Raw genomic sequence first — 23,744 nt, 5'->3', positions numbered from 1 at the left:
GCAACCTGATCCTCGACCACCACAGCCGCAGCAGCACCACGACCTGGCTGAGTCCCCGGACTGAACTGCGCAGACGTCATCAGTCACCCTCCGTCTCGGATGTCCTCATCACGGGCCCCTCCCGGTCGTCGTCCGACGCTCAGGTCGGAGTGCGGCGATCGTCCGCGGAACGGCGGGACGACCTTGTTTTGTCCTTCGGATGAACCTAAACGTAAGCCACGTCACACGGGGACGCAAGGGTTCTGAGCGACTTTTTGTGATCGATCACAGTTTTGCCCGGTCAGCGCTTCCCGATGCATGGAAATCCTCTGCCTCGCACGATCGGAAAGCTCGCCGGGGCAGCGCATGCGGAACCCGACGCAACCACGGGGAGGCGGGAGGGAACGGACAGGGGCGAGACCCCTAGATGTAGGAGGGCATGACGTTATCGATAGTCGCCGGGGCGAGTGAGGCCGGGGGCTGATCGCCGCAGGACGTATGCGGCCGATGATAGTTGTAATGATTGACCCAGACCTGCAGCGCTTGCCGGCGAGCCTGTTCGGTGTCGTAGGCCCGGGTGTAGAGGATCTCGTCGACCATCAGCCGGTTGTAGCGTTCCACTTTGCCGTTGTGCTTCGGCGTGTAGGGCCTGATCCGCTGATGTCGATGACCCAGCCCGGTCACTGTCTGATGGAACAGATCGGAGCGGTAGTTGTTGCCGTTGTCAGTGATGACCCGATCGATGCTGATGCCGTGAGCGGCGTAGAAGGCCCTGGCCCGGTGGAAGAATCCCGCGGTGGTGCTCTGCTGCTCATCGGCCAGCGCCTCGGTGTAGGCCAGGCGTGTGTACCCGTCGACGGCCGAGTGCAGATACGTATAGCCGACTCTGGCCCCGGCGCCGCGTTTGGAGGCCTTGGCTTTGCTGCTGCCCCGGCCGTGGATCTTGTGCCCGCCGCCGTCGGGGATGGTGCCGACCTTCTTGACATCCAGATGCACCATGGCCCCGGGACGCTCGGCCTCGATCACCGACGGTGTGGTGCGTAGGTTCTCCCCGTTCGGGGTGAGATCCCGGAGCCGGGAGATCCCCCGTCGCGCCAGCCACCGGCCCACGGTGCGCAGGCTGATCCGCACCGGCGGGTGGATCTCGCCGGTGGCCAGCCCATGCTGCTCGGGCAGCGGGTCGATCCCGCCGGTGATCAGGTGCAGATGGATCCGACGAGCCGACCACTTCAGCTGCCGGCGCAGCGCCTCGATGCGCTCGACTACCGATTCCCGGGTCGCAGTCGGCCAGTGGCGCGGAGTGCTGGGGTGATCGACGAGCCCGGCTTCACCGTGGTCGCGGTAGCGGGTGACCCATTTGCTCGCCGTGTCCCAGCTGACGCGGAACTCGGCGGCGACATGGGCGATGGGCAACCCGTCGTTCAGGTGGCGTTCGACCATCTTCAGTCGGCCGGTCGGAGTCAGTGTGGAGTTCGGGTGCACCGCGGTAGCGTGGGACATGAACGGGCTCTCCTTCTGCAGCAGACGGTTCTTTGGCGATTACCATCCTGCGGGCGGGAGCCCGTTCGTTTTCTCATCGCCCCGCCGGCTCCGACAACCTCATGCCCCACAACACCTAGACTGGAGTCCATGCCGGTTCAGATGAGCGACGACGACTTCGACGAGGCCGCCGCCCGGGCCCTGGAGATGATTCCGCAGGCCCTCCGCGACAAACTGGACAATGTCGCCGTCTTCGTGGAGGACCAGTACGAGCCGCAGCCCGGTGAGCATCCCGACACCGTGCTGTTGGGGCTCTACGAGGGCATCCCGCTCACCGAGCGCGGCGCCGAACCCTGGGCGATGCCGGACCGCATCACCCTGTATAAGGAGCCGATCCTGCAGATGTGCGCCACACGGGATGAAGTGATCGAGCAGGTCACCATCACGGTCGTCCATGAAGTCGCCCATTTCTTCGGCATCGACGACGCGACGCTGCATCGACTCGGCTGGGGATGAGCACCCCTGACCGCCGGCGCACAACACCCTCCCGTCACCCCTGAAGGCAGGCATTACCACACGGTGAAGCCGAAATCACGGAAGCCCAACCTTCAACCTACTTGAAGGTTGGGCGATATCTTTTCGTGACCTCCGATCCCCGGAATGGCGCGGATCCGAGCCTCACAGGGAGATCACAGGAACGACACGAGCTGTTGCCAAGGTGACGAAACCGCAACTATCGTGACCGGTGTAGCGCCACATGGCCGTCATGCGATTCCCTTCTCTGACGGTCGTCGGCACCACTGTCACCCGTGACGGCGTCAACACGTCCGAGCGGAACGGAGGCCCCTGACAGGGTCTGCGGGACAGCAGGGCCGGAGACCGTCGGTGTCGCCGATGAGAGTCCTGGGGCACTGGTCCGACAATCCCATCGCGGGAGCTCTGCGCGTCGTCGCGGTCCGCAGATCTCCACGGTCGAACCAGCACCCCACAGGACCGAGGCGTCCGCATCCAGCGGCCGGCCCGAGCGCGTGGTGCTGCGCCCATGAGGAAACAAGTGAGGAACTACCGTGAAGAACCGCCGCAATCTCGGCGTGGCAGCAGTGACTGCCGCCGTCGTGACGACTGCCCTGGTCGGGACTACGCTTCCCGATCTGCTGGCTGACCGCGCCGCCAGCACCGTCCAGCAGCAGAACCAGAACGCCGAGGGATCCGCAGCCTCCGTCGTGGTGACCGAGCTTCCGGAAGTGCCCTCGGCCAAGGAGATCTCCAGCGCCAAGGAATCCTCCCAGGCGACGGACCAGATGATCTCCGAGATCAACGAGCGACTCTCGCAGGCCAACCAGCGCGCTCTCGAGCTCGAGGCCGCGGTGCAGATGGAGCACCAGAACGCCCTCGAGGCCGAGCAGGAGGCCGCTGAGGCCGCCGCTGCGGCCGAGGCCGCCCGAGAGGCCGCCGAGACCGCCGACTCCGGCGCGGCTGAGCAGTACGCCGCCGGAGACACCGGCGCGGGCGACGTCCTCCTCTCCGAGGATGAGAACGCGCTGGCGGACGCCGCCACCGAGCAGCGGCTCGAGGAGCAGGCCGAGTCCGACGCCGCGCAGGCCGAGCAGGAATCCTCCGAGGCCGACTCGCTGGCCGAACAGGCCGCCCAGCAGTCCACCGCCGCCGCCGAGGCGGCCGAGGCCGCCGAACGACAGTCCGAGGAGAGCGCCGAGCACGTCACCCAGGTCGGTGAGCGCGCCCTCGAGCTCATCGAGGAGCTGGCCGACCTCAAGGGCGTGCCCGTGGAGATCCTCCGCGCCCAGATCGAGGCGAACTCGGACTTCCACGACGAGAACGGCGACGTCGACCCGCAGCAGATCGCCTACCGCATCGCGCAGCTGCGCGAGATGATGTCGGCCGACTCCGAGGACGAGGAGTCAGCGGAGGACGCCGAGGACGAGACCGCCGAGGACTCGTCGGACGATGAAGAAGGGGAAGCTTCATCGCCCGACGAGTCCGAGGCCCCCGACCCTGCCGATGCTGCGCTCCCGGCTCAGAGCCTCGACCAGTACCTCGAAGGGACCCGGGAGCTCGTGCAGCGCCTGGCCGAGCTGGAGGACACGGACGTCGAGTCCCTGTTCGCCGAGCTCATCGAGGACGAGGACTTCCTGGACGAGGACGGCCTGCTGGACCACTCGGCCGTGCTGGCCCGTGTCTACGAGCTCGAGCCGGAGCCTGAGGACGAGGCCGACGACGCCAGCCAGGAGGAGGAGGACGCCCCGGCGACCTCCTCCCACCGCCTGGACGACTACCTGCCCGGCACCCAGAGCCTGGTGGAGCGCCTGGCCGAGCTGGAGGACACCGACGTCGAGTCGCTGTTCGCCGAGCTCATCGCCGACGACGACTACACCGACTCCGACGGCCTGCTCGACCACGCAGCCATCCAGGCCCGTGTCTACGAGCTCGAGCCGGAGCCCGAGCCGGAGCCTGACGAGGATGAGGCCAGCGAGGACGAGGCCAGCGACGCCGACGCGTCCGAGGACGAGGCTGCCGAGGAGGAGCCGGCTCAGCCGACCCACCGCCTGGACGACTACCTGCCCGGCACCCAGGGGCTCGTCAAGGAGCTCGCCGAGCTCGAGGACGAGTCCGTGGAATCGATGTTCGACAAGCTGATCGACGACTCGGACTTCACCGACTCCGACGGCCTGCTGGACCACAGCGCCATCCGCGCCCGCGTCGCCGAGCTCACGCCCGAACCGGAGCCCGAGCCTGAACCCGAGGAGGAGAGCAGCTCCTCCAGCTCCTCCGAGGAGAGCGCCCCGCAGCCTTCCGGTCCGAGCCTGGACCAGTACCTGCCGGGCACCCGCGCGCTGGTCGAGGAGCTCGCCGAGCTTGAGGGCGAATCCGCCTCCGACATGTTCGACCAGCTGATCAAGGACTCGGACTTCACCGACTCCTCCGGCCTGCTGGACCACAGCGCCATCCGCGCCCGGGTCGCCGAGCTCACCCCCGAGCCCGAGCCTGAGCCGGAGGAGGAGAGCAGCAGCTCGTCGAGCTCCGGGTCCTCCAGCTCGGGATCATCGGGCAGCGGATCCTCTGGCTCCTCCGGCAGCAGCTCCTCGCAGCCGACCGGACCGAGCCTGGACCAGTACCTGCCCGGCACCCGCGCTCTGGTGGAGCAGCTTGCTGAGCTGCGCGGTGACGGAGTGCAGGAGACCTTCGAGTCCATCCTGGGAGACTCCGACCTGGTGGGCGGCAACGGCGTCATCGACCACGCCGCCCTGCAGCGCGAGGTCACCCGCCTCACTCCGGCACCCGAGCCCGAGCCGGAGCCCGCACCCGAGGAGAGCAGCAGCTCCTCCGGCTCCGGGTCCTCGGACTCCGGGTCCTCCAGCTCCGGCAGCTCGAGCTCCGGCTCGGGCGGGCAGTCCGTGGCCGCGGGCAGCTCCTCGGCCGCACAGATCGCCGTGGACTTCGCCGTCGGCAAAGTCAACGAGCCGGGCACCCACTATGTGCTGGGCGCCACCGGCCCGAAGGCCTGGGACTGCTCCTCGCTGATGCAGGCCTCCTTCGCCCAGGCGGGGATCTCCCTGCCGCGCACCGCGCACCAGCAGTTCCAGGGCGGCCAGTCGGTCTCGCTGGACAACCTGCAGCCCGGTGACATCGTCTTCTGGGTCAACGGCGGCCGCGCCACCCACAACGCGATCTACATCGGCAACGGCAAGATCGCCCATGCCCGGAACCCGCAGGCGGGACTGACGGTCACCGACCTGTACTACGCCTACCAGGACCCGCACCCGGTGGCGAAGCGCTACTGGTGATCCGCCGGCAGGCAACCACCTGCTGACCACGGCGGGCCCGGACGGACACTGCGTCTGTCCGGGCCCGCCGTCGTCATACCGCACAGCCGACCCGACCGGTGTGGCGCACAGCTCAGTGATTCGGCATACTTGCCCTGATATTCGGGGATTCCCCCATTTGATCCTGCGGCCCGCGGTCACCCCGACGGTTCGCCGCCAGTCATCACTCCGCATCTGAGAGGAAAGGCTCTCGTGATCAACATCCTCTGGGGCATCATGGGCATGACCGTGGTGCTCGCCATCGCCATCCTGTTCTCCGTGGACAGACGCAAGATCAACGTCCGCACCGTCGCGATCGCCCTGGCCATCCAGGTGTTCTTCGCCGTCGTCGTCCTCTACCTCCCGTGGGGCCAGACTGCCCTGGCCGGGGTTACGCGCGTCGTGCAGAGCATCATCGACGTCTCGGGCGAAGGCATCGACTTCGTCTTCGGCGACCTGGCCGGCGAAGGGATGTTCTCCTTCGCGCTGGCAGTGCTGCCGGTGATCATCTTCTTCGCCTCGCTGACCGCGGTGCTCTACCACCTGAAGATTCTGCAGTTCGTCGTCCGTGTCATCGGAGGTGCCCTGCAGAAGCTGCTGGGCACCTCCCGGGCCGAGTCCATGAGTGCTGCGGCGAACATCTTCGTCGGCCAGACCGAGGCCCCGCTGGTCATCCGCCCCTACATCTCGGGGATGACCAAGTCCGAGCTCTTCGCCGTCATGGTCGGAGGGCTCTCCACCGTCGCCGGGTCCGTGCTGGTGGGTTACGCCGGCATGGGCGCCAGCCTGGAGTATCTGATCGCCGCCAGCTTCATGGCCGCTCCCGGCGCGCTGCTGATGGCCAAGATCATCATCCCTGCCGGATCCTTCGATGAGATCGACGCCGGCAAGTCCGAGCGCCAGGCCGGTGACGAGGCGACGCTGGGCGGCAGCCGCTACACCAGGGGCCGCAGGGCGTCCGCAGCAGGTGCTGACACCGCCGGTGACGTGGTCTCAGGGTCGACCACCACGCTGACCGAAGACCGCCCCGCCACGGACGACGCCACCGACAGCGACGACGTCTCCAGCCCTGAGGACTCCACGACGTCGGACGGGGAGCACCCCCGTCCGGACGTCTCGGTCACGGACACCGCTGCGGCCGCGGCCGGCTCCGAGGAGAAGCCGCGCAACGTCATCGACGCCGCCGCCCGTGGCGCCGGGGACGGCCTGCGCCTCGCGGCGAACGTCGGCGCCATGCTGCTGGCGTTCATCTCACTGATCGCCCTGATCAACCTCGGCATCGGTCAGGTCGGCGGCTGGTTCGGCGCCCCGGACCTGACCTTCGAACAGATCATGGGCTACGTGTTCGCGCCGCTGATGTGGGCCGTGGGCGTCCCGTGGGAGGAGGCCGTGGCCGCGGGGTCCTTCCTGGGCCAGAAGCTGGTGCTCAACGAGTTCGTCGCCTTCGCCGACTTCGCGCCCCAGGCTGAGGCCTTCTCCGTGAAGTCCCAGGCGGTCATCACGTTCGCGCTGACCGGCTTCGCGAACTTCAGCTCCATGGCCATCCTGCTCGGCGGCCTGGGCGGGATCGCGAAGAACCGCCGCTCCGACATCGCTCAGCTGGGCCTGCGTGCCGTGCTCGCCGGCACCCTGGCGAACCTGATGAGCGCCGCGATCGTGGGCATGATGATCTTCTGACCCCACCGTCCATAGCCGTGCGACGCCGTCGCACACCTGCACCCCAGCTCCCCGTCCGGATCGTCCGGTGAGCTGGGGTGTTCCACATCTCGTACCGCGCGAGTCCTGGGCTGTACCATGGGGTCACCCCACGCGGGACCCGACGCGCCTTGGAGGTCAGGATGAACGTCGTACCAGCTCAGAACCCCAGACAGGGCACCTCAGGCCAGAGGCCCGACGGCTCCCGTCGGCACGGTGTGGTCGTCGGCGTCGACGGCTCGGAGCAGTCGCTGCGCGCCGCCCACTGGGCCGCCGCGGAGGCGAACCGTCGGCAGCTGCCGCTGACCGTGGTGACGGCCTACTCGCTGCCCGCCTTCGCCGCCTCCTCCATGGACGGCGGCTATGCGCTCATGGACGAGTCGGCGCTGCGCCAGGGCTCGGAGAAGGTCATCGATCAGGCCAAGGAGTTTCTGCGCGACTATCCCGGCGAGGTGGAGTACACGATAGAGTCCGGCGACCCCGCCGGGGTCCTGCTCGACTACTCGCAGGAGGCCGAAGTCCTGGTGGTCGGCAGCCGCGGGCGCGGCGGCTTCCTGGGTCGGCTGCTCGGATCGGTGTCCGCCGCCCTGCCGGCGCACGCGAAGTGTCCCACCGTGGTGGTGCCGCTGAAGTTCTCCTGCCAGGAGTCCAACGCCGTCACCACCGCCACCGGCGCGATCCCCATCATCACCCCGGACGCCTCTGCGTCGGAGAGCGCCTCGGAGTCTCCACGGCGCAGCGATGACAGGCGACCCGTGGTCGCCGGCGTGGACGGTTCCGACTATGGCCGGGTCGCCGCGCTGGTCGCCGCCCGGGAGGCCAGCGAGCGCGGCACCACGCTCCGAATCGTCTGTGCACTGCCCCCGCTGGGCGCCACGCTGGTGTGGATCCCCACGCATGTGGAGGACGGGCAGGCAGTGGAGGAGCTGCGCGAGAAGCTCGAGGCCGGCCGCCGCTGGCTGCACAGCCACTACCCGAACCTGCACATCGACGCCGAGGTCATCGACGGCACCGCCGTGGACGTCCTGGTGGAGGAGACCCGCCACGCGCAGCTCACGGTGTTGGGCACCCGGGGCCGCGGCGGCTTCGCCGGCATGCTGTTGGGATCGACCTCCCAGGGCGTGCTCCACCACGCAGAGGGCCCCCTGATGGTGGTCCCGGAGAAGAAGGACCGGCGATTGGCCGACCGCCCGGAGTTCGGACCCGTCCTCGGTGAGTGAGCCTCCCGCCGGGATGTGAGCCGGGACAGCAGGAGAGGACGCATCATGGGCATCGGAGGAGTGGGCAAGGTCGCCATCGGCGTGCGGGACCAGCAGCGGGCGCTGTCCTTCTGGGTGGACGTCGTGGGCTGCCAGGTGGCGATCGACGCGCCCTACGGCGAGAGCGGCGAACGCTGGCTCGAGGTCACCACGCCTGACGGACAGACCCGGCTGGTGCTCAGCCTCGACCCGGACGGCGAACACACCCAGGATGCTCCGGAGGGCCTGCCCACCTCGGAGGTCTTCTTCTACGCGGAGGACCTGAGAGCGGCCTACGAGGAGCTGACCGCCCGGGGTGTGCGGTTCCCGACCCCGCCCCAGGAGCACCCCTGGGGCTGGTGGTCGCTGTTCGAGGACACCGAGGGGAACCGATTCGCCCTGCAGCAGCGCGGATGAGCCGCTGAGCGCCCTGCCCGGCGCTGCGGCTCACGACGTCGGCTGGGCCCCGGTGGTCCGGACGGCGTCGGCCCCTGCACGCACACCGCGGCGCACCGCCTCCTCCACGGAGGCGTCGGCGTCGAGCGCCGCCGCCAGGGCGCCCACGAACGCGTCCCCCGCCCCAGTGGTGTCCACCACGTCCACTGCGGGTGCCGGCACATGTGTGACCTCGACGCCGGGCCCCGGCAGGGACCGGCCGAGGTAGGCCCCGGCCGCCCCGGCGGTCATCACCACCGAGGGCACGCCGTCGGAGACCAGCTCCCGCATGGCCGCCAACCCTCCGCCGACGGGCGCCTCGGCGGCGCCGGGGGTCGATCCCCGGGAGCCGGCCAGCAGCGCAGCGGCATGCACGGCCTCATGCTCATTGACCACCAACGGGTCAGCACGACGCAGCGTCGCGGCGGAGACCTCCACCGCGGGTGCCAGGTTCAGCACCACCCGCCCCTGGGCGAGGCGTGCGGCCTCCTCCACACCCTCCCGGGGGATCTCGCCCTGCAGCACGACGACGGCGGCCTGGCTCAGCCGTGCCTCATGTCCGGCGACTGCGTCACGGTCCAACTCCGTGTTCGCCCCGGGGATCACCACGATCGAGTTCTCGCCGCCGTCGTCCACCGTCACCACGGCGAGTCCGGTGGGTGCCGCAACGGTGACCAGCCCGGTGAGGTCCACTCCGGCGGCGCGCAGACCCGACTGCGCCGGCTCGGCGAACTCGTCGGAGCCGACCGCGCCGATGAACGTCACGGATGCGCCGCGGGCGGCAGCGGCCACAGCTTGGTTCGCGCCCTTCCCACCGGGACGGACCTCCAGGTCCCGCCCCAACACGGTCTCCCCCGGGGCCGGGTGCCTGCGGGCACGGACGATCAGGTCGACGTTGATCGAGCCGACCACCACGACGCCCACGATGCCGCGCTCAGTCGCCGAGGGCGGATTCGAGTCGGGCGACCTTGCCCTCCAGCTCACCGCTGTGACCGGGACGGATGTCCGCCTTGATGACCAGGGAGATGCGACTGCCGTAGGGGGCCACCGCCTGGGTGGCGCGCTTGACGACGTCGAAGACCTCGTCCCACTCGCCCTCGATCTCGGTGAACATCGCGCTGGTGCGGTTCGGCAGCCCGGAGTCCCGGACCACTGCCACCGCGGCGGCGACCGCCTCGTGGACGGAGCCGTCCTCGGTCTGGCCTTCATGGCCGGGCTGCGGAGTGCCGGAAGGTGCCACAGAGAATGCCACGATCATGGCACCAGACTAGGGGCGCGCTCCGTGTCCTGACCAGAGGTGCTCACCGCCGCGATGACCCGGGCGGGGAAGTTCGTGGTCATCTCCTGCACGCCCAGAGCCAGCAGCAGCTCGACGTCCTCGAGCTCGTCCACGGTCCAGACCCGCAGGCCCGTCCCGCGGGCCAGCCAGGCCTTCACGTCGGCGCGTCGTTCCCGCACGAAGCGCATGCCCGGTCCGGCCAGCCCCACCTGGGCGTTCCACACCATGGCCTCGCAGTCGCGGGCCGTGCCGCGCATGACCGCCGAGACCACGGGCCGCAGCGCGAAGGAGAACCGCAGGTGCTCGAGCCGACGCAGCACCTGCTCCTCGGTGACCTGGTCGAAGAGCGCACAGAGCTTCTCCGGGGGCACCATCTCCGCCAGGTGGAGGAGGGAGCCCGGGGAGAAGCTCATGAAGGAGACGTCGACCTGCGGAGCCGAGGCCGCGGCGTGGCGAGACCGGGCCCCTCGGCCCGGGACCAGCGAGGTCTCCGGGTCCCAGCCGAATCGCAGCAGGATCTGCAGCACCTTCTCCTCCAACCGGTGCCCGAAGGGCGAGGGGTGCTTGAGCTCCACCGCCAGGCCGACATCCCGGCCCGCGTCGACCAGCAGCTCCAGCAGATCCTCGAACGTCATCAGCTGCTCGCCGGGGCGCCCATACTCGGCGGGCAGCCGCGGCGTCTTCCAGGAGTGCACGTCGAGCCGGCGCATGTCGGCCAGGGTGAGGTCGGCGACCGCGCCGTGGCCGTCCGAGGTGCGGTCCACCAGGGCGTCGTGGAAGCAGACCACCTCTCCGTCACGGGTCAGGTGCACATCGATCTCGATGCCGTCAGCACCCTCGTCCAGGGCACGTCGGTAGGCGGCCCGGGTGTGCTCCGGGAAGAGGCCGGAGGAGCCCCGGTGGGCGTAGACCTTCGCCCGACGGCGGGGACGCAGGGGGGTCATGAGGTCCAGGTCCGCCGGCAGCGGGTGCAGCGCGGGGTCGGGGATGCGCCCCACCGGGTGGGCCTGGGGCAGCGGGGACACCGGGCCGCTGGATCCGTGTCGACGTCGTTCATCAGCCACGGCTTCACGCTATCCCGCCGAGACCAACGGCGTGCGACGCCCAGGCGACGCGCCCCGGCGACTCCGGGTGAACAGCAGACGACAGGTCGGCCCCTCCCCTGCCCGGGGCTGTGGGGCGACCGGCCGCGCCGTCCATCAGGCGTCCCGATCCTCGCCAGGGGTTGCGGATGCGGAGCCCTCGGGGGCGCGCGACGGCGACTCGGGCGCCTCGGCCTGGACCTTCTGCAACTGCTGCTCGGCCCGCTGAGCACGCTTGCGTGCACGCTCCAGCTTGAGCTCGCGGCGGCGGGCGTCGCTGTCACTGCGACGCTCCTTCAGCTGGGTCCGACGCTCGGCACGCAGCTCCTTCTTCCTTCCGCGCCGCTCCTTCCGGTCGGCGCGGAACTTCTCGCGCTCCAGCGCGCGGCGCATGTCGTCGATCAGTGCCTGGGGGGTCTGCTCCGGAAGCTCCCCGAAGGTGCGGTGCGCGGCGCGGACGATCTGCTTGGCCAATACGTGGTTGGCCGCTCCCCCGACCACCGCGCCGATCCCGAAGGGGATCGCACGGGCCACCATAGTGGTCCCCTGGCGGATGAAGAAGCGCTTGACGAACTGCCGCTTGATCTGGTCCACCACCAGGCCACCCACACTGGATGAGCTCGCCAAGGATCGCATCGGCACCAGGGTGGAGAACGGTCCGGCGCCGCGGCCATCCACCTGCTCGGAGAGCTCCCCGAGCAGCTGGCGCCCTTCCTCGCCCAGCATGATCCCCATGACGAGGACCTGGGCCCGCTGCGGGTCCTCCGTGGAGACCCCGGACAGCTCAGCCACAGACTGCGCGTACAGGGCGCTGGTCTCCAGGAAGCCGCCGGTCGCCACTGCCGAGAGTCCCAAAGACACGACGGTCCCCACCGAGGGGATCGCCGCGGTCGCGCCGATGGCGGCGCCCGCTCCGGTCATCACGCGGACGAACTCCTTGTCCAGTTCTCGCGCCAGCTGCCGGTTGCTCAACGTCGGGTGGTTCTTCCGCAGGTGACGCAGATTCGCCATCACCAGGGGGCGCTGCACGGTGACGGCGCGGGTCAGGAAGCTCTCGGCGGCCGGGGTCAGGCTCCCGTCGTCGGCGAAGGCCTGTCGGGAGGCGAAGGTCAGCGCCTGCTGGCCGAAGAAGGTCGCGGCCGCGCCCCGCATGATCGACCGGCCGCGCCGCTCCTTCTTCCGGCGGGGAGCCGGCACCGGGCGTGGACTGGAGGGCCGGGGCGCCGGTGCCGGCGCCTCGGCAGGGGCGGGCGTGCGGTCGAGGGCACCACCGCGGGGGATCAGCGAATCAGGGGTCATTCTGCGGCTCCGATGGGTCGTCAGCTCCTCTGCCGCGGACGGGCCGCGACCGGGAGACGGGGACGGGGCGTTCTCCAAGGGAGACTAACGCATCCACCAGGACGCGGGGCAGTCGGGGCGCACCGCTGACGGGTCAGTCGGTCGCTCGGCCCGTGGGACGCGTCAGGGCGCCTGAAGATCCACCCAGACGAGGCGGTCGGCGAGCACGGCATTCCCGGCGGGGTCCACCAGGTCGAAGCCGAACTCACCCTCGGCGGGCCAGAAGATCCCGGAGTCGCTGACCTCGACCTCGGCGTCGGGCAGCACGAGGGAGACGCGCCGATCCGGCTCCCCCTCGACGGCCCGGGTGGCGTGCTCGTCGGTGTCCGTGTCGTCTCCGGCGCGCGCGCTGAGCGGCTGGTCCGTGACGGCCTCCGGGAGCGGGTCCTGCACTGCCGGGGAGTCCAGCAGCGGCAGGTCACGGTCGTCCTCGGGCTCGGCCTCGGCCGGGGCGCTGTCCCCGGGCCCGGCGCCGGGCTCGCCGACCACCACGAAGGAGGAATCGGGCTCGAGGGCTCCGGCCTCCCCGACGTCGTCATAGATGTAGGCGCCGCCCTGAGGGTCAGCGGACACGTAGTCCTCGATGAAGCGACGCTCGTCGGCTGCTCGGACGTCGTCGAAGCTGCGGGCCTCCTGCTCCGGCGTCTGGCTGTTGGCGATGACGTGGAGGGTCTCGCCGTCGTCGCCGATCTCCACCGGCACGTCCCACAAGGAGGTGGCCGAGAGCCGCAGGACGGACTTGTCCAGATCGGAGTAGTCGGCCTGGGGCAGCGAGTTGTCCGGCATGTCCTGCCACAGGAAGTCCTGGAAGGTGCGGACCTCGTCCTCGAGGATCGGGTACGCCGAGTAGACCACCATCCCGTGCTGGCCGGGGAACTCGCCGTAGCCCAGGGCGTCGCCGGGGCCGCCGATGCGGCCGTCGCCGTCGAGGTCGGTGCCCGAGTCGATGCCCGAGTTCGTCGGGGCGGTGTAGACGTAGGGCAGGTCCAGGCCTGCCGGGGCCAGATAGCGGGCGTTGAGGGTGTCTGCGATCCGACCGTCGGAGTCGTGGGTGATGCCGGTGAGGACCAGGATGTCCGGGGCGTTCAGATGCGCGGTGCGGGCCACGGTCCGAGCGGCGGGGCTGTGCCCGCCGCGGAGGGTCTCCAGCACGGTCTCTGCCGAATCGCCCGTCAGGCCCGCGTGCAGGGTGGCGACCCGGACATCGCCCTCGGCCTTCGCCACCGTGGTGTCCGCGGCGTCGGCAGCATCCGCGGCCTCCTCGGGCGCCGGCGTCGGCAGAGGCTGCCCGGGGGCCGGGTACGACGGCAGCGACGGCGCGGAGGACTCCTCGCCGTCGCTGGCATGTGTCGCATGCGCCGGACCGGCGGCTCCCAGGAGGAGCCCTCCGGCGATTCCGGCGGTCGCGCTGATCGCCAGGGTGCGGCGAAGTCCGTGCGCGGACATACGTGGGCCTGTAGGCATGCTGACCACCGTAGCGGCGGCCGGTGCCTCATCCAACCCAGATCAGCTCAAAGATTGAACAGTTACGGAGGTGTGACACTCGGGCGATGGAACGATTCATCGTTGTGACATGTTCGTGATGTGGATGCATGGTGACACACGCCACAGCGGGGCCGCCCCTGACCGGGACGACCCCGCCGTCACGATGCGCCTCGGGCCTCAGCCTCCAGACCGCCGCCCGAGGCGTCGCCTCATCCTTGGTCAGGATGCTTGGAGAGGTGCACGATCGCCGCGACCAGACCACCCCAGACGGTGATCAGCGCGACGAGCATCATCACGATCGCTGCAGCGTCCATCAGCGCTCCCCTCCTTCCGACGCGGACGAGTCGGCGGGTCCGCCGCGGCGGCGGCCATCGGCGCCGACCAGCTCGTCATAGTTGTCCTCATCGATCTCCGGGTCCTCCATATGCATGGCCGACCGGGCGTTCCACGGGCTGAGCGTCAGCACCACCGCGAGCACGGTGACCAGCGCCAGGGAGCCCCAGCCGAATGTGGCCACCACCCAGGTGTCGAAGCCGCCGTAGCCCTCGGCGATCTTGTCGGAGATGTCCATGTAGAGCAGAACAGCCAGCACGATCGGCAGCACGATGCCGATCAGCGCCTTCCAGACCGTGCCGACCCGGAAGGAGCCGTAGGCGTTGAGGCCCGCGGCCAGCACGTCCATCTTCCGGAACACCCAGGCCACCAGCAGGACCGCGACGAAGGCGCCGCCCACGATGCCGATGTTGTTGGAGAACGCGTCGACGGTGTCCAGGATCGTCACCCCGGAGACCCCGCCGATCAGCACGATCGAGATGATCGCACTGGAACCTCCGACGACGGCGACCGTCAGACCGCGCGACCAGCCCGTCTTGTCCTTCACCGCGGAGATCACGACCTCCAGGATGGAGATCTGCGAGGTGAAGCCCGCCAGGGTCAGCGAGCCGAAGAACAGCACACCCACCAGGGCGGAGGCGGGAGCCTCGGAGATGATCGTCGGGAAGGCCACGAACGCCAGCCCCAGCCCGGAGGAGACGACCTCGTCCACGGCCGTGTTGGCCGCCAGCGCCAGGAAGCCCAAGGCCGAGAAGACACCGATGGCCGCCAGCAGCTCGAACGAGGAGTTCGCGAACCCGACCACGAGACCGGACCCGGTGGCGTTCGACTTCCGCTTCAGGTACGAGGCATAGGTGATCATGATGCCGAACCCGACCGAGAGGCTGAAGAAGATCTGCCCGTAGGCCTGGATCCACACTGTGGCGTCCGTCAGCGCGCCCCAGTCCGGAGTGAACAGGGCGTTCAGCCCGGCGGCCGCGCCCTCGAGGGTCAGCGAGTAGGCCACCAGAATGGCGAACATGACGAACAGCACCGGCATCCCGATCAGGGACACCGTGGCGATGCCGCGGCGCACGCCGACGGCCAGGCAGAACAGCAGCAGCGCCCAGACGGCGATCAGCGGCCAGCCCACCTGCGCCACGAAGTCCACCGACAGACCTGCGCCTTCGGCGCCGCCGCCGTCGTACTGCAGGTACTCGGCGAAGAAGAAGCCCTCGGCGTCGTCGCCCCAGGCCTGGGACAGTGAGAACCAGGTGTAGCTGGCCGCCCAGGCGATGATGGCCGCGTAGTAGATGGAGATCAGGAAGCAGATCCCCACCTGAAACCAGCCGATGACCTCCGCGCCGGGGTGCAGACGCTTGAAGGCCATGGGCGGGGAGCCGCGGAACTTGTGGCCCACGGCGTAGTCGAACAGCAGGATCGGGATGCCTGCGGTGAGCAGGGCGATGAGATACGGGATCAGGAAGGCGCCGCCACCGTTCTCATAGGTGATGTAGGGGAAGCGCCAGATGTTGCCCAGCCCGACAGCCGAGCCGATGGCGGTGAGGATGAAGGCCTTCCGTCCTGCGAAGGACTCGCGGATCCGCACGCCGCCGGCCGAGCCCGAGGAGCCGACAGAGCTGCTCATGGTCTCTCTCCTGACGGAAGAAGAAGAATTGATTGGATAACCTCTTATCCTGACAGAACATCTGCGCTATCGTCACCAGTCAGGGCCGCGCGGCTTGCCCTCGGGACTCCACTTAAGGCCTAATGGACCATGAGCGTCAGTTTTTCGAGAATGAGATGCGCCATGACCATGACGGCGTCGACGCCGCTGCAGACTGCTGACCAGGCGACTGCTCCCACCCGGAGGACCTGGCGGCGCGCACGGCTCCGCCGTCTTTTTCATGCCTTCACCACGATCGAGACGCTGACCGAGACGACACTGCAGCACAAGATTTCACGGTAATACACAACCAAGGAGGACTTCATGGCTTCGCACACCGAAGCAGAAGTGAACCATTGGTCGGTGAGCTACGTCTGGCGAAGCCTCAGCAAGCCAGTCTTCATCCCGGCCGTCCTGATCATCGCCGCCGCCCTGATCTTCGCCACCTGGTTCGGCCGGGAGCACGGCGACGAGGCCTTCGAACAGCTCAACAGCAACATCGTCAACGGGATCGGCTGGTGGTACGTCGCCATCGTCACCGGGTTCGTGCTCTTCGCGATCTGGGCCGGGCTCTCCAAGGCGGGCAACATCCGACTGGGCCGGGATGACGAGAAGCCGGAGTTTTCGATCCTGTCCTGGTTCACCATGCTGTTCTCCGCCGGCATGGGCATCGGCCTCGTGTTCTGGGGCGTGGCCGAGCCGCTGTGGCACATGGTGGCCCCGCCGGACATCAGTGGTGAGGTCGGCGTCGACGCCGCCGGTGAGACCCTGATGGCCACTCAGGCCGAGCTGTCCGGCACGGCCATCGGCCAGTCGCTGTTCCACTGGGGCCTGCATGCCTGGGCGATCTACGTGGTCGTCGGGCTGGGCCTGGCCTATATGACCTTCCGCCGTGGGCGCCCGCTGTCCATCCGGTGGCTGCTCGATCCGGTCTTCGGCCGGCGGCTCATCGAGTCCTGGGTCGGTCACGTCATCGACGTCGTCGCGATCGTCGGCACCGTCTTCGGCGTGGTCACCTCGCTGGGCCTCGGCGTCCAGCAGATCGCCGCGGGGCTCGAGTTCATGGGCTGGGCGGAGTCCAACACGGCGCTGCTCACCTGGCTGATCGTGGGCATCACCGCCATCGCCACCATTTCGGTGATCACGGGTGTCCACAAGGGACTGAAGTGGCTGTCCAACATCAACATGACCATGGCCGCCGCCCTGGCCATCTTCGTCCTGCTGGCCGGCCCCACGCTGTACCTGCTGCAGCAGCTGGTGGCCAACGCCGGCGAGTATGCCTGGGCGTTCCCGCAGCTGATGTTCGAGACCGGCGCCTCCTACGCGGGCGGCGACGGCGGCGGCTGGTCCGCCGACTGGACCATCTACTACTGGGGCTGGTGGATGAGCTGGGCACCCTTCGTGGGCATGTTCATCGCCCGCATCTCCCGGGGCCGCACCATCCGTGAGTTCGTCTTCGGCGTGCTGCTGGCCCCGACCCTGATCGGCATCATCTGGTTCTCGATCTTCGGATCCTCCGGAATCTACTACCAGCTGACCGAAGGCGTCATGGTCGACGCCGAGGGCAACATCGGTACCGAGGCCGCGCTGTTCACCTTGCTGGAGCAGCTGCCGATCGCCTCCATCACCGCAGTGGTGGCGATCCTGGTGATCGCGTTCTTCTTCATCACCTCGTCCGACTCCGGCTCGCTGGTGGTCGACATCCTCTCCCACGGCGGCCGTCCCGACACGCCTCGCCTGACGCGAGTGTTCTGGGCTCTGGTCGAGGGTGCGGCGGCCATCGTGCTGATCGCCGCCGCGGGCGAGGCGGCCGACGCAGCTCTGCGCGTGCTGCAGGTCAGCTCCATCGCCGCAGCCGCCCCGCTGTCCATCGTGCTGGTGCTGGCGGTGATCGGCATGATCCGGATGCTGCACTACGAGGGCGCGACGGCGCCTCGCTATGTGCGGATTCGCCCGCAGGCCTCCCCGGCCTCCCTGGTTGACACCGCCCGCGAGGTGGCCGGGGCCGAAGAGGGCCCCGCGGTGGAGCGGAGCCTGCGCAAGATCGTCGCGGGCCAGGGCCGGGCCCTGTCCGGGTTCTTCGGCGGCACGTCCTCGACCCTGTCCGGCCTGCCATCCGGCACCGGCCGTGGGGTCACGGACAGCACCGTCACCACCACGGACGAGATGGTCTTCGCCATCCACGACGTCCCGGCCCACGCGACGCAGGTCAACCCGGAGACCGGCACGCTCAACCTCGACGAGGAGGCGTATTACCACGACCCGATCGCCGACGAACAGTTCGACACCCCGGAGTTCGCCGAGTCCGCCGAGGGCTGGGAGCAGGAGTCCGGGCACCTCTACGACGAAGTCGTCGGCAACGGCGACTCCGGCGAGGAGGAGGAGAACCCGCAGGCCTGACCCGCTGAACGGTCCCTGAGAACGCCGCTGGGCCCCGTCCGAATCATCGGACGGGGCCCAGCGGCGTTCTCAGGCGGCTGCGATCATAGGACACCGCAGCCAGGCGGGGGTCAGGAGCCGGGATTGAACTCGGCCGGGTTCGGGCCGAGGCGCCCGCCCTTCTCCAGACCGTCGATGGCCTCCAGCTCGGCGTCGGTCAGCTCAAAGCCGAAGACGTCGAAGTTGGCGGCGATCCGCTCGTCGGTGACCGACTTCGGGAACAGGATGCGGTCCTGCTGCAGGTGCCAGCGGATGACCGCCTGCGCCGGGGTCACTCCGTGGGCCTCGGCGGCGGCCCGCACGGCCGACTCGTCGAAGACCTGCCCCTGCGCCAGCGGGCTCCAGGCCTCGGTGGCGATGCCGTGCTTCTGGTTCGCCTCCACGACCTCGCGCTGCTGCAGGTAAGGGTGGATCTCGATCTGGTTGACCGCAGGGGTGCGGCCACCCAGGGCCACGATCCGGTCCAGGTGCTCCTCCAGGTGGTTGGAGACGCCGATCGAGGTGGACAGGCCCGCCTCAGCGATGTCCTCCAGGCCCTCCCAGGCACGCAGGTACTGGTCGGTGGCCGGCGCGGGCCAGTGGGTCAGGTACAGGTCCACGCGGTCCAGGCCGAGCTTCTCCAGGGAGGTCTCCATGGCGGCCCTGGCCTCGGCGCGGCCGAAGTCCGAGACCCAGAGCTTGGTGGTCACGTAGAGCTCGTCACGCGGAATCCCCGAGGCGGCGATGGCGCGCCCGACGCCCTCCTCGTTGCCGTAGACGGCCGCGGTGTCGATGTGCCGGTAGCCGACCTCGAGGGCCTTTGAGACCACACGCTCAGCGTCCTCGGCGGGCACCTGCCAGACGCCGAAGCCGAACTGCGGGATCTCCGTGCCGTCGTTGAGTGTGACAGTGGGTACAGCAGTCATCGCTTCCTTCTCTCTCACGGGTACACAGGCGAGCGAGAGCGCTCACGCCAGGTGTGAACCACCAGGATGTCAGGTTCATTCCGGCAACCAGCCATTTGTCTCCGGTGACGCAACTAAAGGTCACGACGACGGCGCGCCCTCCAGCCAGGCGCCCCGCGTCATCACCGCGCGCACCTCGAGTGCGTCATCCAGGACCACGAGATCGGCGAGGGACCCCGCCGCGAGGGTGCCGACCTCCTCGAGCCCGACCATCTGCGCCGGGTGGGCCGTGGCGGCCTGGAGAACCTGGTCCAGGGGAAGCTGCGCGCGCCGCACGCTGTGCCGCACGGCGGCCGAGATCGTCAGCGTGGAACCGGCGATCGAGCCGAGCTCTCCGGAGGGCTCCACCACGCGGGCCTCACCGTCGTCCACCTGAACCTCAAGGCTGCCCAGCCGGTACCGGCCGTCGTCGGCGGCCGCGGCGGACATGGCGTCCGAGACCAGCACGCAGCGGTGAGGCTTCACCGTGAAGGCCAGCCGTTGTGCGGCCGGGTGGACGTGCACGCCGTCGGCGATGAGCTCCACCCACGCGTCCGGATCCTCCAGCAGCGCGGCGACCGGGCCGGGCGCCCGGTGATGCAGGGACGGCATCGCATTGAACAGATGGGTGCCCACACTGGCCCCGTGGGTCAGCGCCTCGCGGATCAGATCGTAGTCGGCGTCCGTGTGGCCCACGGCGGCGACGACGCCGGCATCGACGAGCCTGCGCACCGCCTCCAGGCCTCCGGGCAGCTCCGGGGCGAGAGTGACCATGCGGATCAGCCCGGTGGCGAGGAACTCGTCGAGCGCCTGCAGATCGGGCGCGCGCAGGTGCTCCTCATGATGGGCGCCGCGACGCCGGGCGTTCAGCCAGGGCCCCTCCAGGTGGACGCCGGCGATCTCGCCGGACTCCACCAGCTCCCGCAGCCCGGCCAACGAGTCGCGCATCACCGGGTAGGGGTCGGTGACCAGTGAGGCCAGCATGGTGGTGGTGCCGTGACGCAGGTGTGCCGCCCGGACCGTGCGGGCCGCCTCCGCGCCGTCGAGGAACGAGGCCCCTCCCCCGCCGTGGACATGGACGTCCACGAATCCCGGGGAGAGCACACCGTGCTCGATGCTGACATCCGCCGGTGCGGGTGGCGCCCCCGGCCCCGACTCCACGATGCGCTCCCCCTGGAGGCGGAGCCACCAGGGGGACACATCGCCGGCGGGGGTCAGGGCCGCCGTCGCGTGGATCAGCGTCATCCGCGCTGCTCCGAAGCGGGGGTGGACTCGGCGTCCTCGTCCTCACGGCCGGGCGTCTTCAGGTTCCAGAGCCTGATCGCCGCGCGGAACAGCACGTAGTAGATCACCGCGTAGCCCAATCCGATGGGGATCAGCAGCCAGGGGTCAGTACCGATGTTCCAGTTGAGCACGAAGTCGAAGAGACCGGCGGAGAAGCCGAAGCCCATCTTGATCTCCAGGAAGTTCACCAAGGCCATCGCCGTACCCGTGAGGAATGCGTGGATGACGTAGAGCGGGAACGCGACGAACATGAAGGCGAACTCGAGCGGCTCGGTGACACCGGTCAGGAAGGCGGTGAGGGCACCGGCGCCCATCAGACCACCGACGGCCTTCTTCTGCGACGGCCGAGCCGCGTGATAGATGGCGAGGGCGGCCGCCGGGAGGGCGAACATCATGATCGGGAAGAAGCCGGTCATGAAGGACCCGGCCGTGGGGTCTCCGCTGAGGAATCGGGCGATGTCACCGTGGACGACCGTGCCTTCGGCCGTCTCATAGGAACCCAGGATGAACCACGGCGGGTTGTTCAGGATGTGGTGCAGACCCAGCGGGATCAGCAGGCGGTTCATCATGCCGTAGACGAACCCACCGAGCACGGCGTTCGCCGCGACCCATTCACCCAGGGCAGTGATCCCGGCGTCGAAGAGCGGGTAGATGAAGCTCATCAGCACAGCGATGATGATCGCCGCCAGCGCGGTGATGATCGGCACGAAGCGCCGGCCGCCGAAGAACGCCAGGTACGGGGGCAGCTTGATGCGGTAGTAGCGCTGCCACAGCCAGGCCGCGACCAGACCGATGACGATGCCTCCGAGCACGTGGAAATTGATCAGGGCCTGCTCCTCACCCTCGGCCGGTGCGCCGAGCACCAGCGGCGACATCGCCTCAGTGACGGCGTCATAGACCAGGTACCCGATCAGGGCGGCGAGTGCGGTGGAGCCATCGGCCTTCTTGGCCATGCCGATGGCCACGCCCAGGGCGAAGAGCAGCGGCAGGTGGGCGAACAGAGCGTCACCGGCACTTCCGACGACAGACGCGACCTGGTTCCAACCCAGTCCCTCCTCGCCGAGCAGGTCGGGCTGGCCGAGACGCAGCAGCAGAGCCGCTGCCGGCAGGGACGCGATGGGCAGCAGCAGGCTGCGGCCGAACTTCTGCACCGGCGCCAGGTTGATCTTGGGCATCGTGGATCTCTTCTTGGTCTCGGGGCCGCTGTCGGCGGTTTCGGGCGAACTCATCGGAGCGCTCCTTCCAGGGGCGAGTGAATCGGTGGTGGTGGGGTGGTTCTCTGTGGAGTCGGGCCGTTCAGGAGGACGACATGTCGTCCCGGCTGAGACTCATGTGGACCTGATAGCGGTCCCCGCGGTAGCGGGAGACCACATGCTCGGCCGGTCGGCCCGCCGCGTGGGAGACGCGACGGAAGACCAGCAGCGGGGTGGCCGGCTCGGCCTCCAGCATCCGTGCCGTCGGAGCGTCCGCCGCCTCACCCCACAGGGTCTGCTCGGCGGCGTCGATGAGGACGCCGTAGTCGGCGGAGAAGATGTCATAGAGGGACCCTGTGAGGTCCCGGCGGTCGAGATCCGGGAACAGGGAGGCCGGATACCATCCGGTCTCCACGGCGATGGGCTGCCCGTCGGCGCAGCGGACCCGGGTCAACGCCCAAGCCCGGCCACGCGATCCGGGGGTGCCCATCCCCAGCGAGGCGGCCGCCTCCGGAGGAGGTTCCACCGCCTCGCAGCTGATCAGCCGTGTGGTCGGGTGCAGCCCGCGGCGGCGCATGTCCTGGGTGAAGGACGCCAGGTGCAGCCGGCTCTCCAGCCGGGGCTGCACCACGAAGGTCCCCTTGCCGGGCACCCGCCGCAGCAGACCGTCCACGATCAGTGAGTCCACAGCCTTGCGGACCGTGGCGCGGGAGACCCCGTACTCAGTCATCAGCGTGCGTTCCGAGGGGATCATCTCCCCCGGCGTCAGCGACTCCGTGGCCAGGCGGGCGACGGCGGCGCTGAGCTGGATGTGCTTCGGCTCAGGACCATCGGTGATGCGCTGGTCCTGCCGCTGCTCGTCCTCCAGGGTCACGTGATCCACCTCTCGACAACTCGCTGTGTGATTGATACGGTCTGGTACGTACCAGTTGACTATGGCGTCGATCACAGGCGATGTCAAGGGCGCCACCACACAGCCCGACGGTCCTTCTCCCGAAAGCAGGAATCCATGTCCCTCCCGCAGGCACGGTCTACCCAGATGGCGCGAGAGATCGCCGAGCAGCCCGAGGCGCTGCGCGCCACCCTCGAGGCGCTGCTCCCGTCCCAGGGGCGTCTCAGCGAGTTGCTCTCCGGCCGACGCCACGTCCTCTTCGCCGCCCGCGGCACCAGCGACCACGCCGCCGTCTACGGCCGCTACCTGCTGGAGACCCAAGCCGGCCTCACCGGTGGACTGGCCTCCCCCAGCGTCGCCACGCATTACCGGTCCGACCTGGACCTCGCCGACTCCGTGCTCGTCAGCGCCTCGCAGTCCGGGCGCACGGAGGAGATCGTCGCCACCCAGCGCTGGGGCCGGGACCACGGTGCGGCCGCCGTCGCGCTGACCAACGGTCCCACCTCCCCGCTGGCGGCCGAGGCCGACGTCGCCCTGATCACCCGTGCCGGCGAGGAGCTCGCCGTCCCGGCGACCAAGTCCTACACCGCCCAGCTGGTCGGCATGGTGGTGCTCACCCTCGCCGCGCTGCGCCGGCGAGACCCGCAGGCCGCGGACGCCCTGGAAGAGCGGCTGCGTCACGTCCCCGAGGCCGTCGAGCGCCTGCTCGCCGCACGCGCCGGGGTGGACGCCGCCGTCGAGGTCCTCGCCTCCCACCGCACCACGGTGGCCACCGGTCGCGGCCTGCTCATGGGCACCGCCCTGGAGACCGCCCTGAAGATCGAAGAGACCTGCCTGCGCCCAGTGCGCGGGTACTCCTACGCGGATCTGCGCCACGGTCCCATCGCCGCCGTCGGCGAGGGCGTGGCCGCCGTCGTGCACGCCGCCGCAGACGGCCCGCTGAGCGAGCCGATGGTCCACCTGGCCCGTGACCTGCAGGAGCGCGGTGCCACCGTGATCGGCATCGGAGGAAACCCCGAGTTCCAGGCCGCCGCGGACGTCCACGTGCCCGGTGCCGACCTGCCGGAGACCCTTGCCCCGCTGGCCAACATCGTGCCCGCCCAGCTGATCGTCGAGGAGCTCTCCCGCACTCTGGGCCTCGACCCGGACGCGCCCCAGGGCCTGGCGAAGGTCACCCGCACCGACGCGTGACCTGCCCCGGCAT

Annotated in this window: 19 protein-coding genes; 7 read left to right on the top strand and 12 right to left on the bottom strand. The window is 69.3% G+C overall.

The genetic code is table 11. The features are described from left to right. Window positions 1-402: 402 nt before the first annotated feature. Complete coding sequence (locus tag ABD658_RS03450; protein ID WP_344743846.1) at window positions 403-1,479, bottom strand: IS481 family transposase; 1,077 nt, start codon at window positions 1,477-1,479, stop codon at window positions 403-405. A 129-nt stretch (window positions 1,480-1,608) separates the two neighbouring features. Here ABD658_RS03450 and ABD658_RS03445 point away from each other — a divergent pair, with 129 nt between their 5' ends. The 5 genes from ABD658_RS03445 to ABD658_RS03425 all read left to right on the top strand — a co-directional run bounded on the left by ABD658_RS03445 (window position 1,609) and on the right by ABD658_RS03425 (window position 8,629). Further along, window positions 1,609-1,974, top strand: a complete 366-nt coding sequence (locus ABD658_RS03445) for a metallopeptidase family protein (protein ID WP_344684894.1) — start codon at window positions 1,609-1,611, stop codon at window positions 1,972-1,974. 551 nt (window positions 1,975-2,525) lie between these two features. Next, window positions 2,526-5,261, top strand: coding sequence for a C40 family peptidase (locus ABD658_RS03440; RefSeq protein ID WP_344684896.1), 2,736 nt, complete (start codon window positions 2,526-2,528; stop codon window positions 5,259-5,261). 231 nt (window positions 5,262-5,492) lie between these two features. Beyond that, the gene (locus ABD658_RS03435; protein WP_344684898.1) at window positions 5,493-6,956 is read left to right on the top strand and encodes a NupC/NupG family nucleoside CNT transporter; all 1,464 of its coding nucleotides are present in this window, start codon (window positions 5,493-5,495) and stop codon (window positions 6,954-6,956) included. A gap of 161 nt (window positions 6,957-7,117) precedes the next feature. Beyond that, the gene (locus ABD658_RS03430; RefSeq protein ID WP_344684900.1) at window positions 7,118-8,194 is read left to right on the top strand and encodes a universal stress protein; all 1,077 of its coding nucleotides are present in this window, start codon (window positions 7,118-7,120) and stop codon (window positions 8,192-8,194) included. 45 nt (window positions 8,195-8,239) lie between these two features. Continuing rightward, window positions 8,240-8,629: a VOC family protein gene (locus tag ABD658_RS03425; protein WP_344684902.1), complete on the top strand. Its 390-nt coding sequence runs from the start codon at window positions 8,240-8,242 to the stop codon at window positions 8,627-8,629. A gap of 30 nt (window positions 8,630-8,659) precedes the next feature. Here the strand turns inward: ABD658_RS03425 and ABD658_RS03420 are convergent, their stop codons facing one another. The 7 genes from ABD658_RS03420 to ABD658_RS03390 form a co-directional block, all read right to left on the bottom strand. Further along, on the bottom strand, window positions 8,660-9,571 hold the full coding sequence (locus ABD658_RS03420; protein WP_344684904.1) for a ribokinase: 912 nt from the start codon (window positions 9,569-9,571) through the stop codon (window positions 8,660-8,662). Between the two features lie 10 nt (window positions 9,572-9,581). Continuing rightward, on the bottom strand, window positions 9,582-9,905 hold the full coding sequence (locus ABD658_RS03415; protein WP_070158511.1) for a thiamine-binding protein: 324 nt from the start codon (window positions 9,903-9,905) through the stop codon (window positions 9,582-9,584). Next, window positions 9,902-10,990 (bottom strand): glycerophosphodiester phosphodiesterase, encoded by a 1,089-nt coding sequence (locus ABD658_RS03410; RefSeq protein WP_311026191.1) that lies wholly within the window; start codon window positions 10,988-10,990, stop codon window positions 9,902-9,904. The genes ABD658_RS03415 and ABD658_RS03410 overlap by 4 nt, the downstream gene beginning before the upstream one ends. Window positions 10,991-11,125: 135 nt before the next feature. Continuing rightward, window positions 11,126-12,307, bottom strand: coding sequence for a hypothetical protein (locus ABD658_RS03405; RefSeq protein ID WP_344684910.1), 1,182 nt, complete (start codon window positions 12,305-12,307; stop codon window positions 11,126-11,128). Between the two features lie 162 nt (window positions 12,308-12,469). Next, complete coding sequence (locus ABD658_RS03400; protein WP_344684912.1) at window positions 12,470-13,810, bottom strand: endonuclease/exonuclease/phosphatase family protein; 1,341 nt, start codon at window positions 13,808-13,810, stop codon at window positions 12,470-12,472. A 230-nt stretch (window positions 13,811-14,040) separates the two neighbouring features. Beyond that, window positions 14,041-14,145: a methionine/alanine import family NSS transporter small subunit gene (locus ABD658_RS03395; protein WP_170922698.1), complete on the bottom strand. Its 105-nt coding sequence runs from the start codon at window positions 14,143-14,145 to the stop codon at window positions 14,041-14,043. Then, window positions 14,145-15,791, bottom strand: coding sequence for a sodium-dependent transporter (locus ABD658_RS03390; RefSeq protein WP_311026189.1), 1,647 nt, complete (start codon window positions 15,789-15,791; stop codon window positions 14,145-14,147). The genes ABD658_RS03395 and ABD658_RS03390 overlap by 1 nt, the downstream gene beginning before the upstream one ends. A 342-nt stretch (window positions 15,792-16,133) precedes the next feature. On the opposite strand from ABD658_RS03390, the gene ABD658_RS03385 reads away from it, so the two are divergent. Then, the gene (locus tag ABD658_RS03385) at window positions 16,134-18,209 is read left to right on the top strand and encodes a BCCT family transporter (protein ID WP_344684916.1); all 2,076 of its coding nucleotides are present in this window, start codon (window positions 16,134-16,136) and stop codon (window positions 18,207-18,209) included. A 110-nt stretch (window positions 18,210-18,319) separates the two neighbouring features. Here ABD658_RS03385 and ABD658_RS03380 read toward each other — a convergent pair whose 3' ends face one another. The 4 genes from ABD658_RS03380 to ABD658_RS03365 form a co-directional block, all read right to left on the bottom strand. Beyond that, entirely contained in the window at window positions 18,320-19,153 is an 834-nt protein-coding gene (locus ABD658_RS03380) for an aldo/keto reductase (RefSeq protein WP_344743839.1), read from the bottom strand. 120 nt (window positions 19,154-19,273) lie between these two features. After that, on the bottom strand, window positions 19,274-20,416 hold the full coding sequence (gene nagA, locus ABD658_RS03375) for an N-acetylglucosamine-6-phosphate deacetylase (protein ID WP_344684920.1): 1,143 nt from the start codon (window positions 20,414-20,416) through the stop codon (window positions 19,274-19,276). Continuing rightward, window positions 20,413-21,684 (bottom strand): PTS transporter subunit EIIC, encoded by a 1,272-nt coding sequence (locus tag ABD658_RS03370; RefSeq protein ID WP_344684921.1) that lies wholly within the window; start codon window positions 21,682-21,684, stop codon window positions 20,413-20,415. Before ABD658_RS03370 ends, nagA begins: the two co-directional genes overlap by 4 nt. A 67-nt stretch (window positions 21,685-21,751) precedes the next feature. After that, complete coding sequence (locus tag ABD658_RS03365; RefSeq protein WP_344684922.1) at window positions 21,752-22,522, bottom strand: GntR family transcriptional regulator; 771 nt, start codon at window positions 22,520-22,522, stop codon at window positions 21,752-21,754. 135 nt (window positions 22,523-22,657) lie between these two features. Here ABD658_RS03365 and ABD658_RS03360 point away from each other — a divergent pair, with 135 nt between their 5' ends. Next, complete coding sequence (locus ABD658_RS03360; protein ID WP_344743836.1) at window positions 22,658-23,731, top strand: SIS domain-containing protein; 1,074 nt, start codon at window positions 22,658-22,660, stop codon at window positions 23,729-23,731. Window positions 23,732-23,744 lie beyond the last annotated feature (13 nt).

The organism is Nesterenkonia aethiopica (assembly GCF_039534665.1).
Taxonomy (GTDB): Bacteria; Actinomycetota; Actinomycetes; order Actinomycetales; family Micrococcaceae; genus Nesterenkonia; species Nesterenkonia aethiopica.
Note: the sequence above shows the minus strand (reverse complement) of the source record. Positions and strands in the feature narration are given on the sequence as shown.